The sequence below is a fragment of the Streptomyces chisholmiae genome (genome assembly GCF_031845445.1).
Classification (GTDB): Bacteria; Actinomycetota; Actinomycetes; order Streptomycetales; family Streptomycetaceae; genus Streptomyces; species Streptomyces chisholmiae.
The window spans coordinates 1-15,306 of the sequence record NZ_JAVREO010000026.1; the positions used below are offsets into that span (position 1 = coordinate 1).

A 15,306-nucleotide genomic window follows, 5' to 3' on the forward strand; every position below is an offset into this window, starting at 1 on the left:
CCGGTGGTCATGGCGGAGAGGAAACGCCCGGTTACATTCCGAACCCGGAAGCTAAGCTCTTCAGCGCCGATGGTACTGCATGGGGGACCGTGTGGGAGAGTAGGACGCCGCCGGACAATTTTTGAATAACAAGAGGGCCCTGTCGGGATTTCGATTCCGACAGGGCCCTCTTGTTTTCGGTTACGGTGAGGCCATGAGCGGAGAAGCGCGTCTGCTGTGGGACGAAGGCGTCACCCGGTACAACTTCGGCCCCGGTCACCCCATGGACCCGGTACGGCTCGTCCTCACCCGGGCCCTGGTCGAGACGTTGGGTCTGGACCGTGCGATCACCGTCCGCGGCGCGCCGCCGGCGGACGAGGCGACCCTGGCCTTGGTCCACGACCCCGACTACGTCGCCGCCGTGCGCCGGGCGTCCCGGCAGCCGGCCGAGGCCGACGAGAAGCGCGGCCTCGGCACCGCCGACAACCCGGCCTTCGCCGGCATGCACGAGGCCGCCGCACTGATCGCCGGCCAGTCCGTCGCCGGCGCCGAGGAGGTCTGGCGCGGGACCGTCCCACACGCCGTCAACTTCGCCGGCGGCCTGCACCACGCCACGCCGGGCGCCGCCGCCGGCTTCTGCGTCTACAACGACCCGGCGCTCGCCATCGCCCGGATGCTGCGGCTCGGCGCCGAACGGGTCGTCTACCTGGACCTGGACGTCCACCACGGGGACGGGGTGCAGGACATCTTCTGGGGCGACCCCCGGGTCCTGACCATCTCCCTGCACGAGCACCCGCGGACCCTCTTCCCGCACACCGGGCACCCCACCGAGACCGGCGCCGAGACCGCCGCCGGCACCGCCGTCAACGTGGCGCTGCCGGCCGGCAGTTCCGACGAGGAGTGGCTGCGGGCGCTGCACGCCGTCGTCCCCGAGCTGCTCGCCGCCTACCGCCCCCAGGCGCTGGTCTCCCAGCACGGCGCCGACACCCACTTCGAGGACCCGTTGGCGCATCTGACGCTCAGCCTCGACGCTCAGCGCCTGGGCGCCGAGGCGGCCCACCAGTGGGCGCACGAGTACGCCGGCGGGCGTTGGCTGGCGTTGGGCGGTGGCGGCTACGCGGTGGTCGACGTGGTGCCGCGGATCTGGAGTCACCTGGTGGGCATCGCCGCGCACGCCCCGGTGCCGCCCGAGACGGTGGTGCCCGAGGAGTGGCGGCAACGGGTCTACGCCCTGACCCGGGGCTGGGGGCCGGGCCGGATGACGGACGGCCGGGCCCCACGCTGGGCGGAGTGGGGCGCTGGCTATGATCCGGCGGACCGGGTGGACCAGGCGATCCTGGCGACCCGCAGGGCGGTCTACCCGCTCCATGGTCTGCTGGCCTGACCTGTTGGGCCCCGGTGGCCGGCCCGACCGCAGCCCGCGCTACGGCGGATGGGGCGGGCAGGGGCCCCGAGATGACGGCAGTTCCCTGCGCTCAACGTGGTGGGGATCTATCGACAAAGCAACCCGATTGTCGCTACGCCAGCCGGCTCCCCCGACGAGCCGCCCCGGGGCGATCGGCGTGCGCGGCCGATCGCTGGTTGGCCGGGGGGCGTCGCCTGTCACCCGTTCAAGCGGTGTATGTCTGCGCCGAGTTGACGTGCCGGCCGAGTTCCCGGCGCCGTGGGCGGCGCGCTCGCCGCGCTGGTCAGAACGCCGGGTGACGCGGCACGACGGGACGGTGGGCCGGCCTGGGCGCCGGGCTGGGCTGTCTGCCCAACCCGGCCTGGGGCGGGGCGTGTTGGCCGATCATCGCCCCGTGAGACGGGGGCTACGCAGGGCGTACGCACTATGTGACAAAGGGTGTTCTCTGTCGTGGTAAGGGACGGCTCGCTGGAAAAGGCCGGTTGGGGCACCTCTTCCCCACTCGCATCACCCGCACCTAATCTGGGGAGGAGCGCACATGCGAGAGGGAGTCACCGGAGGGGAAGCCGGTGTCCGACATGTGCGGAAGGTCAGGTGTGACATGGCTGCTGGTGAAAGGCTTCTGAGCGAGGCCAAGTTCCTGACCGTGGCGGAGGTCGCCGCGGTGATGCGAGTCTCCAAGATGACCGTGTACCGCTTGGTGCACGCCGGTCATCTGCCCGCGATTCGAGTGGGAAGGTCCTTCCGAGTTCCCGAGCAGGCCGTCCATGAGTACCTCCGGGAGTCCTTTGTCGGCGTGGAAAGCGCCTGACATCGGACGGAGTCCCAGCGGACCCCTCGATTAACCCGTATCACCCGGTGAACGGTAGGCTGAGCCCATGTAGGTCGTGTGGGCTCGGACGCCCCGCACCGAGTAATCGAAGTGAGCGAGGGTAGTCGTGGGCTCTGTTATCAAGAAGCGGCGCAAGCGGATGGCGAAGAAGAAGCACCGCAAGCTGCTGAAGCGCACGCGTGTGCAGCGTCGCAACAAGAAGTGAGCGAACGCTGCTGACCGGCCCTCCCGCCTGCTGGCGGGAGGGCCGACGTGCGTGGAGGGGGTGCCATGGGCAGGACGGTGCTGGTCACGGGGGCCGCGGCCGGGCTCGGTGCGCGGTTCGTCCGGCAGTTGCGCCGGGACCCGTCGGTGGGGCGGCTGATCGCGGTCGACAGTCGGCTGCCCGGAAGCCAGCCGCCGGGGGTCGAGTTCGTGAGGACGGATCTGCGGCGGCCGACGCTGGTCTCGGTGCTGGCCGAGCACGCGGTGGACACCGTGGTGCACCTCGACGTGCGGCAGGGCTCGGACGTCCCGACCGAGGGGCGTTCCGCGGTCAAGGAACGCAACGTGCTGGGCACCCTCCAACTGCTCGGTGCCTGCCAGCGGATTCCCGGGCTGCGCCGGCTGGTGGTGCGGTCGAGCACCCAGGTCTACGGCGGGGCGGCCAGGGAGCCGGCCGTCTTCGGTGAGGACAGTCCGCCGCGGGCGCCGGCCGGTGGCGGGTTCGCGCAGGACGTCGCCGAGATCGAGGGCTACGCGCGGGGCTTCGCCCGCCGCCGGCCCGCGGTCGCCGTGACGGTGCTGCGCTTCGCGCACCTGCTGGGCCCGGGCGCCGACTCGGCGCTGGCGGCCTACTTCCGGCTTCCGGTGCTGCCCACGGTCTTCGGCTACGATCCGCGCCTCCAGCTGGTCCACGAGGACGACGCGTTGGCGGTGCTGGGCCGCGCCGCCGCCGAGCCGGGGCTCGGGGCGGCCGGGCTCGGGGTGTTCAACGTGGCGGGGGACGGGGTGCTGACCCTGGCGCAGGCCGCGCGGCGACTTGGCCGGCCGACGGTGCCGGTGTGGTCGGCGGCCGCCCCCTGGCTGGGCTCGGCGCTGCGTACCGTGGGGGTCTCCGGCCTGTCGGCCGAGCAGTTCGGCGCCCTGTTGGGCGGCCGGGTGGCGCGCACCAGGCGGCTGTGCGAGGCGCTGGGCGGGCCGCTGCCGCACACCACGGCCGAGACCTTCGCCGACTTCGTGGCCGCGCACGGCACCGGGCCGCTGGCGCCGGATCGGCTGGCCCGGGTGGTTGATCGGATCGAGGAGGCGGTACGCCGTGGCTGACGCCAAGGTGATTCCCTTTGACGAGGGGGAGCGGCGGTCCCGGCGGGCGGCCGCGGCGGAGCCGGCACCGGAGGCGGCCCCGACGGCGGTTCCCGAGGCGTCTTCCGAGCCGGTGGAGGGCCCGGCGGCCGGCTGGGACGCCACGGTGACGCGCGGCCTGGAGTTCCTGCGCCGGCGGCTGACCGGCGACTACGAGGTGGACGACTTCGGCTTCGACCAGGACCTCACGGACGAGGTGCTGCTGCCGCTGCTCCGGCCGGTCTTCGAGCGGTACTTCCGCGTCGAGGTGCGCGGGGTCGAGAACATACCGGCGGACGGCGGCGCGTTGATCGTCGCCAACCACTCCGGCGCGCTGCCCTGGGACGGCCTGATGCTCCAGGTGGCGGTGCGGGAGCGGCACCCGGCCGAGCGGCGGCTCCGGCTGCTGGCGGCCGACCTGGTGTTCCAGCTGCCGGTCGTCAACGAGCTGGCGCGGAAGGCCGGACACACGCTCGCCTGCGCGGAGGACGCCCAGGAGCTGCTGGAGCGCGGCGAGTTGGTGGGCGTGATGCCGGAGGGCTTCAAGGGGCTCGGCAAGCCCTTCGCCGAGCGGTACAAGTTGCAGCGCTTCGGCCGCGGCGGCTTCGTGGCCACGGCGCTGCGGGCCCGGGTGCCGATCGTGCCGTGCACCATCGTCGGCGCGGAGGAGATCCACCCGATGGTCGGGAACGCGCGGACGGCGGCGCGGCTGCTGGGCCTGCCGTACTTCCCGGTGACCCCGACGTTCCCCTGGCTGGGGCCGCTGGGGCTGATACCGCTGCCGACCAAGTGGACCATCGAGTTCGGGGAGCCGATCGCGACCGACGACCAGCCGTCGGAGGCGGCTGAGGACCCGATGCTGATGTTCCAACTGACCGACCAGGTGCGGGAGACCATCCAGCACACGCTCTACAAGCTGCTGGTGGCCCGGCGGTCGGTCTTCTTCTGAGCCGGCCCCCCGCGCGGTCTCCCGGGGAGCCGGGCTCGCCGGGGGCGCGGCGGGCTGGTCGCGCTGCCGTGGGCGGGGTGGGTCAGCGGCCGTCCTCGGTGGGGGTGACGCCCAGTTCGAGGTTCGGGATGAGGTCCTCCAGCAGGGGCGGGATGGTGATGTCGGCCTCGTCCTGCTCCCCGCCTGAGCCGGTGTCCTGGGTGCTGGCCGGGCTCTCCGCCGGGGTGTCGGCCGGCTCAGGGGTGACCCCGGCGAGCAGGCCGGAGCCCTCCAGCAGGCCCTCCGCCTCGCCGGTCGGCTCCGCGGCGCTGTCCCGGGCCCGGGGCTCGGCGCCGGTCTCGGAGGTCTCCGGGGTGGGCTCGCTGGCCGGGGCGGACTCGATCTCGCCGGCCGCCGCCGGGGGGCCGAGCGAGGTGTTCTGCCGCTCGGCGGCCGCGTCGTCCGCCGGCTCGGGGGGCAGCAGGGAGCGCAGCGGGGCGATGTCCGCCCGCATCGCGTCCAGCACGTCGGTCACCTCGGCCTTGACGTCGCCGAGCTGCGGCGGGAGCAGGCCGCGCACCTCCTGCCAGGTGGCGTTCTGGCCCTCGAAGAAGCTGGAGAGCGACTGGATGGAGCCGATGGAGCCCTGGTCCTCGTAGGCCCGGGTGAGCAGGCGGTGGCCTTCGGAGGCGTCGTCCCGCATGTTGGAGAGAGCGCGCCGGACGTCGCCGAGCCGTTCGTGGTCCGGGATGTTCTCCGCGAGGTGCCGGGACAGCAGGTCCCGCGCCTCGTGCAGCCGGGTGGCGGCCTGGTCGAGGTAGAGCTGGCCGCGGTCGGCGTCGCCGCTGGCGAAGTCGAGCCGGAGATCCTCCATGCCGCGCTTCAGGCCGTAGAGCGTGTCCCCCGGCAGCGCGTCGCCCGAGGCGGCGGCGACGCCGCCGAAGGCGCCGGCCGCGACGCCGACCGTCAGCCCGCCGGCGGCCAGCCCCTTGGTGAGCCGGCTGCGCGGCCGGAGCCGGCCGAACGGGCTGCCGGCCGGGCGCTGTTGCCGGCTCCGGCGCTGCTGCTGGGGGACCCGCGCCTGGCCGGCGGCGCCGGCCTCGGCCGGGGCCTCCATCGCGGCCAGCAGCGCCGCGCGTTGGGCGGCCCGGGTCTCGGCGGCCAACTCGGGCTTGGGTAGCGCGGCCAGCCGCTCGACCACCGTCAACAGCGCCGACTGGTCCGACTCCTGGGCGGCGGACCGGCCGGCCGCCGCTGCGGGCTCCTGGCTGTGCGGGGGCTCGTCGCCCTGCCCGGGCGCTGCGGACGGTCGGGCCTCGTCGAGCAACTGGGCGAAGGCTTGGGCGCGGCGGTTTGCCGACACGGAACCGATCACGGACGGCACCTCCTCTCGTCACACGAAGGACTCCCTGACGGGGTCGGAAGTTTCGGGCTTCCGCCAGGAGCATCCGGAAGAGTGAAAGCCCTGGCGGAATGTGGCCGTAGGGAGCCTGCGAACCGGACAACGAGCGGACAGGCGCTCGGGTTACGGCTGACAGATTATGTGACTGAGTGACCGCGCATGCCTACCCTCCGCCGTGCTTTCCGGACGGGTTCCGCCGCGGTCGGCCGGTCGTGGTGACCTGAAGTGAACGGATCGGAGCGTTCGGTGTGGCATGCCGCGACCCGCGCTGATCGGTGAGGCGATCGACGAGGTGATCGCCCGGCGGCGGGTGGTGCGGCGATCGGGCGCCGCGCGCGGTGCCGGGGGAGAGACGGGGCCCCGGGGGGCGGACGGGGGCGGACGGGGCGCCGTGGGGGCCGCCCCGTCCGGCTACCGGGCGTCGTCCGGCAGGAGCCGGGCCAGGGTGCGGACGGCGCGGTACTGGAGCGTCTTGATGGCGCCCTCGTTCTTCCCCATCACGCGGGCCGTCTCGGCGACCGAGAGCCCCTGGAGGAAGCGCAGGGTGACGCACTCCTGCTGCTGGGGGTTGAGCTTGTGGACGGCGTCCAGCAGGGCGGAGTTCGCCAGCGACTCCAGGACCGACTCCTCGGGGCTGCGCTCGACCTCGTTCGCGTCGAGCATCTCGCCCGTGGTCACTTCGAGTCGGAAGCGACTCGACTTGAAGTGATCGGCGACCAGGTTCCGCGCGATGGTGACCAGCCAGGCGCCGAAGTCCCGGCCCTGCCAGGTGAAGGTGCCGATCCTGCGCAGCGCGCGCAGGAAGGTCTCGCTGGTGAGGTCCTCCGCCGTGGCCCGGCTGCTGACCCGGTAGTAGATGTACCGGTAGACGGTGTCCGAGTAGTGGTCGTAGAGGCTGCCGAACGCCTCGGACTCGCCGTTCTGCGCGCGCTCCACCAGATCCATCATCCGGCGGCTGTCGCTGTCCGCGGCGGGCCGGCGGGCGGTGGAGGCGCCGGCCGAGCCGGCGCGGGCGCGTCTGCCCACGGTGGTGGTGGTCGCCGGGCTTTCGGCCAGGGCGTAGGCGAACGCCCCGGCGGGGGTCGGTGTGGCGAAGGCAGGCGTGGCGTACGCGCGGGGGACGAGGTCGCGCAGCCGGTCGAGGACCGTCGTGCGCAGCGTAGCCAGGCCCGAGGCGATAACCCCGACGTGTGGGTACACGGGACTCCCAGAGGCAGAGCTTCCAAGACGAGCGGTGCTTGATCCGGTGCCGTCACCTGGCGGGAGACGGGTGGAGACCGGAACGCGTCTGAGGAGAATAACGCTTCGTGCAGGGGGTGCTACGCCCAGTTGCGTAAATCGCCGATTCGGTTTGAAGAGTTACGCGTTGTGCTCGCTGCGCCACGGCAACGCCAGGGTGAAATTGATCGCAGAGGGGCTTCTTCTGATCAAGGAATGATCGATTTTGATCAACGGGGTCTGGCCAGGCCCGTTGTGCCTGGCGGCGGGTGGGTCAGCCAAACCAACGACCCGACCTGGGGATGGTCACATCCCCACCCGAACCGCCCCGGTCAGCGGCGCCGGCGGTGCGCCGCGATCGCCGCCGCTGCGCCGCCCACCACGGCCCCCGCGCCCGCCGCGGCCGGGACCCCGATCCGCACCGCCTTGCGGCCGGTCCGGTAGTCCCGCAGCCGCCAGCCCATCTCCCGGGCGTGCGCGCGCAGTTGACTGTCCGGGTTGATCGCGTAGGGGTAGCCGACCAGGGAGAGCAGCGGGATGTCGTTGGCCGAGTCGCTGTACGCCGCGCAGCGGTCCAGGTCCAGGTCCTCCGCCTCGGCCAGGGCCCGGACGGCCACCGCCTTGGCCGGCCCGTGCAGCGGCTCGCCGACCAGCCGCCCGGTGTAGACGCCGCCGACCGACTCGGCGACCGTGCCCAGCGCGCCGGTCAGCCCCAGCCGGCGGGCGATGATGGTGGCCGTCTCCACCGGTGCCGCCGTCACCAGCCAGACCCGCTGGCCGGCGTCCAGGTGCGCCTGGGCGAGCGCCCGGGTGCCCGGCCAGATCCGGCCGGCCATGTACTCGTCGTAGATCTCCTCGCCGATCGCCACCAGGTCGGCGACCCGGTGTCCCTGGACGATGGAGAGGGCGCTGTCCCTGGCGTCCGCCATGTGCCCGGCGTGCTCGGCGCCGGCCAGCCGGAAGTACGCCTGCTGCCAGGCGAACCGCAGCAGCTCGCGCTTGGTGAAGAACTTCCGCTTGTACAGACCGCGCCCGAGGTGGAAGATCGCCGCGCCCTGCATCACCGTGTTGTCCAGGTCGAAGAACGCGGCGGCCTTCGGGTCGCCCGGCGCGGGGAAGGGCTCCTCCTCGCGCGGGGCGTCCGGCGCCTCCGGCGCGGCGGACGCCGGGGCGCGCGCGGCCTGGCGCGCGGCCTCGGCCGCCGCCTCCCCGGCCACCACACTGCGCTCGGTGGCCGGTCGGCGGCGCGCGCCGAACCAGCGCCGGGGGCGGTTCGCCCGAGACGAGGGCAGGTCGGTACGGGGACGCCTGGCCATGGTTCGAGCATAACCACCCGGGGAAGTCCCGATGATGGCGCCGGAACGGCGCCCGGATGGCCGCCGGGCGGCAGAATGGGCGGCATGAACCCGCTGCGCCGCGCCTCCCGGAAGAAGCCCCCCACCGAACGCCTGGTGACGCTCGTCGGGCGGCCCGGCTGCCATCTCTGCGCGGATGCCCGGGCGGTGGTCAGCGCGGTCTGTGGGGAGGTCGGGGCCCGGTGGGAGGAGAAGGACATCGAGCAGGACGCGGAGCTGTACCGCAGGTACTGGGAGCAGATCCCGGTGGTGTTGGTGGACGGCGAGCAGCACGACTTCTGGCGGGTGGACGAGCGGCGGCTGCGGCGCGCTTTGGGGGCTTGACCCGATTTGGATTAGCATTCGGGGTCGATTTTTCCCTTCGGGTGCGCATAGGTGAGGAGTGTGACCGGGTGTCCGCGTTGGTCCATGTGGCACCGGTCACTTTGCCCGGACAAAGCGGACACAATCTTTGTGCACGCGTTCACAAAGGCATAGCCTGGGCACGGTTGAGCGGTTGCTGCGGATACCCCGCAGGGAGCCGCCTTCCGGATGGCCCGACCGGCAGGAGCACCGTGGCAACTGGCCGAAATCACCGACCGGCGACCCGAAGCCGAGGAATCCCCGAGGCGACCGTCGCCCGGCTTCCGCTGTATCTGCGAGCGCTGACGGCGCTCTCCGAGCGCTCGGTGCCCACGGTCTCCTCGGAGGAGCTGGCGAGCGCCGCCGGCGTCAACTCGGCCAAGCTCCGTAAGGACTTCTCCTACCTGGGCAGTTACGGCACCAGGGGAGTCGGCTACGACGTCGAGTACCTCGTCTACCAGATCTCCAGGGAGCTGGGGCTGACCCAGGACTGGCCCGTGGTGATCGTCGGGATCGGCAACCTCGGGGCCGCGCTCGCCAACTACGGCGGCTTCGCCTCCCGCGGCTTCCGGGTGGCCGCGCTGATCGACGCCGACCCGGCGCTCGCCGGCCGGCAGGTCGCCGGCATCGGGGTGCGCCACGTCGACGAGCTGGAGTCGATCATCGAGACCAACGGCGTCTCCATCGGCGTGATCACCACCCCGGGCGGCGCCGCCCAGCAGGTGTGCGACCGCCTGGTCGCGGCCGGCGTCACCTCGATCCTCAACTTCGCGCCGACCGTGCTCACCGTTCCCGACGGGGTGGACGTGCGGAAGGTCGACCTCTCCATCGAGCTGCAGATCCTCGCCTTCCACGAGCAGCGCAAGGCCGCCGAGTCGCTCACCCAGGACGTGCCGGAGCCGCTGGCCCCCGGGGCCGCGGCGCCGGCTCCCGGGCGGGACCAGGGCCCGGACGGCGACATCCCGGCGGTGATGCCGGCATGACGCTGTTGGTCGTCGGACTCAGCCACCGCAGCGCCCCGGTCAGCCTCCTGGAGCGGGCCGCGCTGCCCCCGGACGTCGCCGGGAAGCTGCTGCGTGACCTGGTGGACGGCACCGCCCTCGCCGGCGCGCTGCTCGCCACCTGCAACCGGATCGAGATCTACGCCGAGGTGGACCGCTACCACCCGGGCGTGGACGGGCTGACCGCGCTGCTGGCGCGGCACAGCGGGGTGGCCGAGGAGGAGCTCCAGCCCTACCTCTACGCGCACTACGAGGACCAGGCGGTCCGCCACCTGATGGAGGTCGCCTGCGGCCTGGACTCCATGGTGGTCGGCGAGGGCCAGATCCTCGGCCAGATCAAGGGCGCGCTGGCGCTGGCGCAGGACGAGCACACCGCGGGCCGGCTGCTGAACGAGCTGTTCCAGCAGGCGCTCCGGGTGGGCAAGCGGGCACACAGCGAGACCGGCATCGACCACGCCGGCCAGTCGCTGGTCACCTTCGGGCTCCAGCAGCTGGCGGCCGGCGCCGAGGTGGCGGACTGGGCGGCCGGCCGGCGGGCGCTGGTGATCGGCGCCGGGTCGATGTCCTCGTTGGCCGCGGCGACGCTGGCCCGCGCCGGTGTGGCCGAACTGGTGATCGCCAACCGGACTCTGGAGCGCGCCGAGCGGCTCGCCGCCGGGCTGGCCGCCGACGGCGTGAAGGCCCGCGCGGTGCCGATCAACGCGATCTCGGTCGCCGCCGAGCTGGCCGTCGCCGACCTGGTCGTCTCCTGCACCGGCGCCCGTGGGCTGGTGCTCAGCGCGCCGACCGTGGCGCACGCCCTGCGCGAGCGTGAGCGCCCCCTGGACCTGCTCGACCTGGCCATGCCGCGGGACATCGACGCGGCGACGCACCAGCTGGACGCGGCGCGCCTGGTGGACATCGAGTCGCTCGCCGCCGCCTCCGCCGACGCCCCGATGGCGGCGGACGTGGACGCGGTGCGCGCCATCGTGGCCGAGGAGGTGGCGGCCTTCTCCGCCGCCCGCCGGGCCGCGTACATCACCCCGACCGTGGTCGCCCTGCGCGAGATGGCCTCCGACGTGGTGGCCGCCGAGCTGACCAGGCTGCACGGTCGGCTCCCCGACCTGGACGACAAACAGCGGGCCGAGATCACCAGGACGGTGCGCCGGGTGGTGGACAAGCTGTTGCACGCGCCGACGGTGCGGGTCAAGGAACTGGCCGGCGAGCCGGGCGGCGACCACTACGCGACGGCGCTGCGCCAGCTGTTCGACCTCGACCCGCGAGCGGCGGTCGCCGTTCGCAACCCGGAACAGGAGCGGTCATGAAAGCCCTGCGGCTCGGCACCCGCCGGAGCCAGCTGGCGACGGCGCAGTCCCGTGGCGTCGCCGACGAGGTGACCCGGCTGACCGGGCAGCCCGTCGAGCTGGTGGAGATCACCACCTACGGGGACGTCTCCCGCGAGAGCCTGGTGAGCATCGGCGGCACCGGCGTCTTCGTCTCGGCGCTGCGCGACGCGCTGCTGGCCGGGGAGATCGACTTCGCCGTGCACTCCCTCAAGGACCTGCCCACCGCGCAGCCGCCCGAGCTGGCCCTGGCGGCGCTGCCGCCGCGGGCCGACCCCAGGGACGCCCTGGTGGCCCGCGACGGGCTCGGCTTCGAGGAGCTGGTGATGGCCGGCGGCGCGGCCGGGCCGGCCCGGATCGGCACCGGCTCGCCCCGCCGGATGGCGCAGCTCAACGCCTGGGCCAGGGGCCTGGGGCGGGAGATCGACACGGTGTCGATCCGCGGCAACGTCGACACCAGGATCGGGTACGTCCGCGCCGGTGAGCTGGACGCCGTCGTGCTCGCCGCCGCCGGCCTGGGCCGGCTCGGCCGGACCGGGGAGATCACCGACCTCCTCGCGCCCGACGCGGTCCTGCCGGCTCCCGGCCAGGGCGCGCTGGCGGTGGAGTGCACCGCGGCCCGCCCGGAGCTGGTCGCCCAACTCGCGCGGCTCGACGATCCCCACACCCGGATCGCCGTGACCGCCGAGCGAACCCTGCTCGCCGCCTTGGAGGCCGGATGCAGCGCCCCCGTCGGGGCCTTCGCCGACCTGTTGGCCGACGGGCAGACCGTTACCGAACTGCGCCTGCGCGGCGTCGTCGGCACCCCCGACGGCGCGCAGCTGGTGCAGTTGTCCACCACCGGTCCCCTACCGGCTTCCGTCGAGGAGGCGGCGGCCGTCGGCCGCCAGCTCGCCGACGAGATGCTGGCCAAGGGCGCGGCCGGTCTGATGGGGGAGCGAGCACTTTGAACCCCACCACCGCGCGCCTCGCGCGCGCCGAGCCGACCACGGGCGCCCTGGGACACGTCACCTTCCTCGGTGCGGGACCCGGGGACCCGGGCCTGTTGACCCTGCGCGCCGTCGACGCACTGGCGCAGGCGGATGTGCTGGTCGCCGACCCGGCCGCCTACGAGGTGGTGCGCGACCACGTCCGGCCGGGCACCGACACCCCGTTGCAGCGCGCGGCCGACGGTGAGCCGTCGACCGCCGCGGGTGACGATGCCGCTGATCTTGTCATGCGGGCCGCGACCGCCGGCAAGCGGGTCGTGCGTGCCGTGGTCGGTGACCCGGGGATGGACACCGACTCGGCCGACGACATGCTGGCGCTGGCCGACGCCGGGATCACCTTCGAGGTGGTGCCGGGGGTGGCCCGCGCGGTCGGCGTGGCCGCCTACGCCGGGGTGCCGCTGCGCGACCCGGAGGGCGGCGACGTGCGGTTCGTTGACGCGCGTACCGCGGACGAGCGCTGTTGGAACGAGGTCGGCGGCAGCGACGCCACCGTGGTGGTCAGCTGCGTGCTGGAGTCGGTCGCGGCCCTGGCGGCCCGGCTGGTCTCCGTCGGCCGCAAGCCGGACACCCCGCTGACCGTCACCGTGGCCGGCACCACCACCAGGCAGCGCACCTGGACGGCGACGCTGGGCACCGTGGAGCGGACCCTGAAGTCCGCCAAGGTGCTGCCGTCGGCGGGCGCCGAGCGCCCGGTCATAGCCGTGGTCGGCGAGCGGGGCATGTCCGCCCGCCGGGACCGGCTGGCCTGGTTCGAGTCCAAGCCGCTCTTCGGCTGGAACGTGCTGGTGCCGCGGACCAAGGAGCAGGCGGCCTCGCTCTCCGAGCAGCTGCGGTCCTACGGCGCGGTGCCCAGCGAGGTGCCGACGATCGCCGTGGAGCCGCCGCGCACCCCGCAGCAGATGGACCGGGCGGTCAAGGGCCTGGTCACCGGGCGGTACGAGTGGATCGCCTTCACCTCGGTCAACGCGGTCCGGGCGATCCGGGAGAAGTTCGAGGAGTACGGCCTGGACGCCCGGGCGTTCGCCGGGATAAAGGTCGCCGCGGTTGGCGAGCAGACGGCCAGGGCGCTGGTCGAGTTCGGGGTCCGGCCCGACCTGGTGCCCAGCGGCGAGCAGTCGGCCGCCGGGCTGCTGGAGGACTGGCCGCCCTACGACCCGGTCTTCGACCCGATCGACCGGGTCTTCCTGCCGCGCGCCGACATCGCCACCGAGACGCTGGTGGCCGGCCTGGTCGAGATGGGCTGGGAGGTGGACGACGTGACCGCCTACCGCACGGTGCGGGCGTCGCCGCCGCCGGCGGAGACCCGGGAGGCGATCAAGGGCGGCGGGTTCGACGCGGTGCTCTTCACCTCGTCCTCCACGGTGCGCAACCTGGTCGGCATCGCGGGCAAGCCGCACAACGTGACGGTGATCGCCTGCATCGGCCCGGCGACGGCGCGGACCGCGCAGGAGCACGGGCTGCGGGTCGACGTGCAGGCGGCGGAGCCCTCGGTGCACCAGCTGGCCGAGGCGCTGGCCGAGTTCGGCGCGGAGCGGCGGGACGCCGCGCTGCGCGCGGGCGAGGTGCTCAAGCGGCCGAGCGAGAAGCGCCCGCAGCGGCGCCGCGCGCGGACCTCGTAGGTCGCGCGGGGCGCCGGCCAGCGGGACCGGGTGGCGGCGCGGCCGCCCCGCCCGGGTGTGGGTGCGGTGCGGCCCGGCCGCCGCTGCTTGGATGGGGTGCGCGCCGGTAGCCGGCGCGCCGGGCGGGCGGCAGGCAGGCCGGCCGGCGCACGTTCGTGGCGGACGCCGGGCCGGGACGGAAGCAGGTCGTGGCGGAAACCAGGTCATGGCGAGAGCCAGGGAGTGTGGAGCGGTGGTCGCGTTGAGTGGAGCGGGTGCGGAGTCCTCGGCGGAGTCGGGCGGCTTCCCGGATGTCAGGCCGCGGCGGCTGCGCACCACCCCGGCGATGCGCCGGATGGTGGCCGAACACCGGCTGCACCCGGCCGACCTGATCCTGCCGGCCTTCGTGCGGGAGGGCGCGGACCGGCCGGTCCCGGTCTCCTCGATGCCCGGCGTGGTGCAGCACTCACTGGACTCGCTGCGGGCCGCCGCGGTGGACGCGGCCGAGGCCGGGGTCAGCGGCCTGATGCTCTTCGGCGTGCCGGACGAGGCGAAGAAGGACGCGGTCGGCACGCCGGGCACCGACCCGGACGGCATCCTCCAGGTCGCGTTGCGCGCGGTGCGCGCCGAGGTCGGCGACGCGCTGGTGCTGATGGCCGACACCTGCCTGGACGAGGTGACCGACCACGGGCACTGCGGCGTGCTGGACGCCGACGGCCGGGTGGACAACGACGCGACGCTGGTCAGGTACGCCGAGATGGCCGTCGTCCAGGCCGAGGCCGGCGCCCACATGCTGGGCCCCAGCGGCATGATGGACGGTCAGATCAGGGCCATCCGACGGGCGTTGGACGCGGCGGGGCACCAGGACGTGGGGCTGTTGGCCTACACCGCCAAGTACACCTCGGCGTTCTACGGGCCGTTCCGCGAGGCGGTCAACTCCTCGCTCCGCGGCGACCGCAGGACCTACCAGCAGGACCCGCCCAACGCCCGGGAGGCGCTGCGGGAGTTGGCGCTCGACCTGGCCGAGGGGGCGGACCTGGTGATGGTCAAGCCCGGGCTGCCCTACCTGGACGTGCTCCGGCAGATCGCCGACCGGGTCACGGTGCCGGTGGCGGCCTACCAGATCTCCGGCGAGTACGCGATGGTCGAGGCGGCGGCGGAACGCGGCTGGCTGGACCGGGAGCGGGCGATCGAGGAGACGCTGATGGCCTTCAAGCGGGCTGGCGCCGACCTGACGTTGACCTACTGGGCCACCGAGTTCGCCCGCTGGCTGCGCGCCCACTCCTGAACCGGCCCCGCTCCTTGGACGGGCCTGCTCCAGAACCCTTGGACAGGACCGCTCCAGAAGCATCCCGCTCCGGAACGGGCCCGCTTCTGGGCCTGCCGACTGCCGGTATCGGCCCATCTCCGGGCCCGGCCCATCTCCGGGCCCGGCCCATGGCCGGGCTTGGCCGTGGCCGGCCGTGCCCCGTGGCTGGGCTGCCCAGCCCCCGGCTCCCGCACCGGGTCCCGTACCGAACCGGCCTCGCCGGTAGCCGGTAGCCGGCCCGGTCCTGAGCGGCTCCGTCGGGACGGCCGCCGCCGGTCGGGCGGGGGCGCGGGGGATGATGGC

At 73.7% G+C, this 15,306-nt stretch carries 14 protein-coding genes and 1 rRNA gene; 12 read left to right on the forward strand and 3 right to left on the reverse strand.

Annotated elements, in window-relative coordinates:
• The 6 genes from rrf (at position 1) to RM844_RS29135 (ending at position 4,488) form a co-directional block, all read left to right on the forward strand.
• Positions 1-116, forward strand: a 5S ribosomal RNA gene (rrf, locus tag RM844_RS29110).
• A 77-nt stretch (positions 117-193) separates the two neighbouring features.
• Positions 194-1,363, forward strand: a complete 1,170-nt coding sequence (locus RM844_RS29115; RefSeq protein WP_311670409.1) for an acetoin utilization protein AcuC — start codon at positions 194-196, stop codon at positions 1,361-1,363.
• 622 nt (positions 1,364-1,985) lie between these two features.
• Positions 1,986-2,195 (forward strand): helix-turn-helix domain-containing protein, encoded by a 210-nt coding sequence (locus tag RM844_RS29120; RefSeq protein ID WP_019431885.1) that lies wholly within the window; start codon positions 1,986-1,988, stop codon positions 2,193-2,195.
• Between the two features lie 127 nt (positions 2,196-2,322).
• Entirely contained in the window at positions 2,323-2,421 is a 99-nt protein-coding gene (locus RM844_RS29125) for a 30S ribosomal protein bS22 (protein ID WP_003948845.1), read from the forward strand.
• Between the two features lie 65 nt (positions 2,422-2,486).
• A complete protein-coding gene (locus tag RM844_RS29130; RefSeq protein ID WP_311670410.1) occupies positions 2,487-3,521 on the forward strand; it encodes an NAD-dependent epimerase/dehydratase family protein in 1,035 nt (344 codons plus the stop codon).
• Complete coding sequence (locus RM844_RS29135; protein ID WP_311670411.1) at positions 3,514-4,488, forward strand: lysophospholipid acyltransferase family protein; 975 nt, start codon at positions 3,514-3,516, stop codon at positions 4,486-4,488. The genes RM844_RS29130 and RM844_RS29135 overlap by 8 nt, the downstream gene beginning before the upstream one ends.
• Before the next feature lie 82 nt (positions 4,489-4,570).
• Here RM844_RS29135 and RM844_RS29140 read toward each other — a convergent pair whose 3' ends face one another.
• The 3 genes from RM844_RS29140 to RM844_RS29150 all read right to left on the reverse strand — a co-directional run bounded on the left by RM844_RS29140 (position 4,571) and on the right by RM844_RS29150 (position 8,403).
• Positions 4,571-5,842, reverse strand: coding sequence for a DUF5667 domain-containing protein (locus tag RM844_RS29140; RefSeq protein ID WP_311670412.1), 1,272 nt, complete (start codon positions 5,840-5,842; stop codon positions 4,571-4,573).
• Positions 5,843-6,280: 438 nt separating this feature from the next.
• Complete coding sequence (locus RM844_RS29145; protein ID WP_311670413.1) at positions 6,281-7,069, reverse strand: ECF subfamily RNA polymerase sigma factor, BldN family; 789 nt, start codon at positions 7,067-7,069, stop codon at positions 6,281-6,283.
• Positions 7,070-7,419: 350 nt separating this feature from the next.
• Positions 7,420-8,403: an HAD family hydrolase gene (locus RM844_RS29150; protein ID WP_311670414.1), complete on the reverse strand. Its 984-nt coding sequence runs from the start codon at positions 8,401-8,403 to the stop codon at positions 7,420-7,422.
• Positions 8,404-8,478: 75 nt separating this feature from the next.
• On the opposite strand from RM844_RS29150, the gene RM844_RS29155 reads away from it, so the two are divergent.
• The 6 genes from RM844_RS29155 to hemB all read left to right on the forward strand — a co-directional run bounded on the left by RM844_RS29155 (position 8,479) and on the right by hemB (position 14,982).
• Entirely contained in the window at positions 8,479-8,766 is a 288-nt protein-coding gene (locus RM844_RS29155) for a glutaredoxin family protein (protein WP_394814624.1), read from the forward strand.
• Between the two features lie 230 nt (positions 8,767-8,996).
• Positions 8,997-9,767 (forward strand): redox-sensing transcriptional repressor Rex, encoded by a 771-nt coding sequence (locus RM844_RS29160; RefSeq protein ID WP_311670416.1) that lies wholly within the window; start codon positions 8,997-8,999, stop codon positions 9,765-9,767.
• Positions 9,764-11,089: a glutamyl-tRNA reductase gene (locus RM844_RS29165; RefSeq protein WP_311670417.1), complete on the forward strand. Its 1,326-nt coding sequence runs from the start codon at positions 9,764-9,766 to the stop codon at positions 11,087-11,089. The genes RM844_RS29160 and RM844_RS29165 overlap by 4 nt, the downstream gene beginning before the upstream one ends.
• On the forward strand, positions 11,086-12,057 hold the full coding sequence (gene hemC / locus RM844_RS29170; protein WP_311670418.1) for a hydroxymethylbilane synthase: 972 nt from the start codon (positions 11,086-11,088) through the stop codon (positions 12,055-12,057). Before RM844_RS29165 ends, hemC begins: the two co-directional genes overlap by 4 nt.
• Positions 12,054-13,715, forward strand: coding sequence for a bifunctional uroporphyrinogen-III C-methyltransferase/uroporphyrinogen-III synthase (locus RM844_RS29175; protein ID WP_311670419.1), 1,662 nt, complete (start codon positions 12,054-12,056; stop codon positions 13,713-13,715). The genes hemC and RM844_RS29175 overlap by 4 nt, the downstream gene beginning before the upstream one ends.
• Positions 13,716-13,956: 241 nt before the next feature.
• A complete protein-coding gene (gene hemB / locus RM844_RS29180) occupies positions 13,957-14,982 on the forward strand; it encodes a porphobilinogen synthase (protein ID WP_311670420.1) in 1,026 nt (341 codons plus the stop codon).
• Positions 14,983-15,306 lie beyond the last annotated feature (324 nt).

Bases quoted from the DNA above. Each gene is read 5' to 3' on its own strand.
- RM844_RS29115 (WP_311670409.1), top strand. From the start codon at position 194: ATGAGCGGAGAAGCGCGTCTGCTGTGGGACGAAGGCGTCACCCGGTAC.
- RM844_RS29155 (WP_394814624.1), top strand. From the start codon at position 8,479: ATGGGCGGCATGAACCCGCTGCGCCGCGCCTCCCGGAAGAAGCCCCCC.
- RM844_RS29120 (WP_019431885.1), top strand. From the start codon at position 1,986: ATGGCTGCTGGTGAAAGGCTTCTGAGCGAGGCCAAGTTCCTGACCGTG.
- RM844_RS29165 (WP_311670417.1), top strand. From the start codon at position 9,764: ATGACGCTGTTGGTCGTCGGACTCAGCCACCGCAGCGCCCCGGTCAGC.
- hemC (WP_311670418.1), top strand. From the start codon at position 11,086: ATGAAAGCCCTGCGGCTCGGCACCCGCCGGAGCCAGCTGGCGACGGCG.
- RM844_RS29130 (WP_311670410.1), top strand. From the start codon at position 2,487: ATGGGCAGGACGGTGCTGGTCACGGGGGCCGCGGCCGGGCTCGGTGCG.
- RM844_RS29150 (WP_311670414.1), bottom strand. From the start codon at position 8,403: ATGGCCAGGCGTCCCCGTACCGACCTGCCCTCGTCTCGGGCGAACCGC.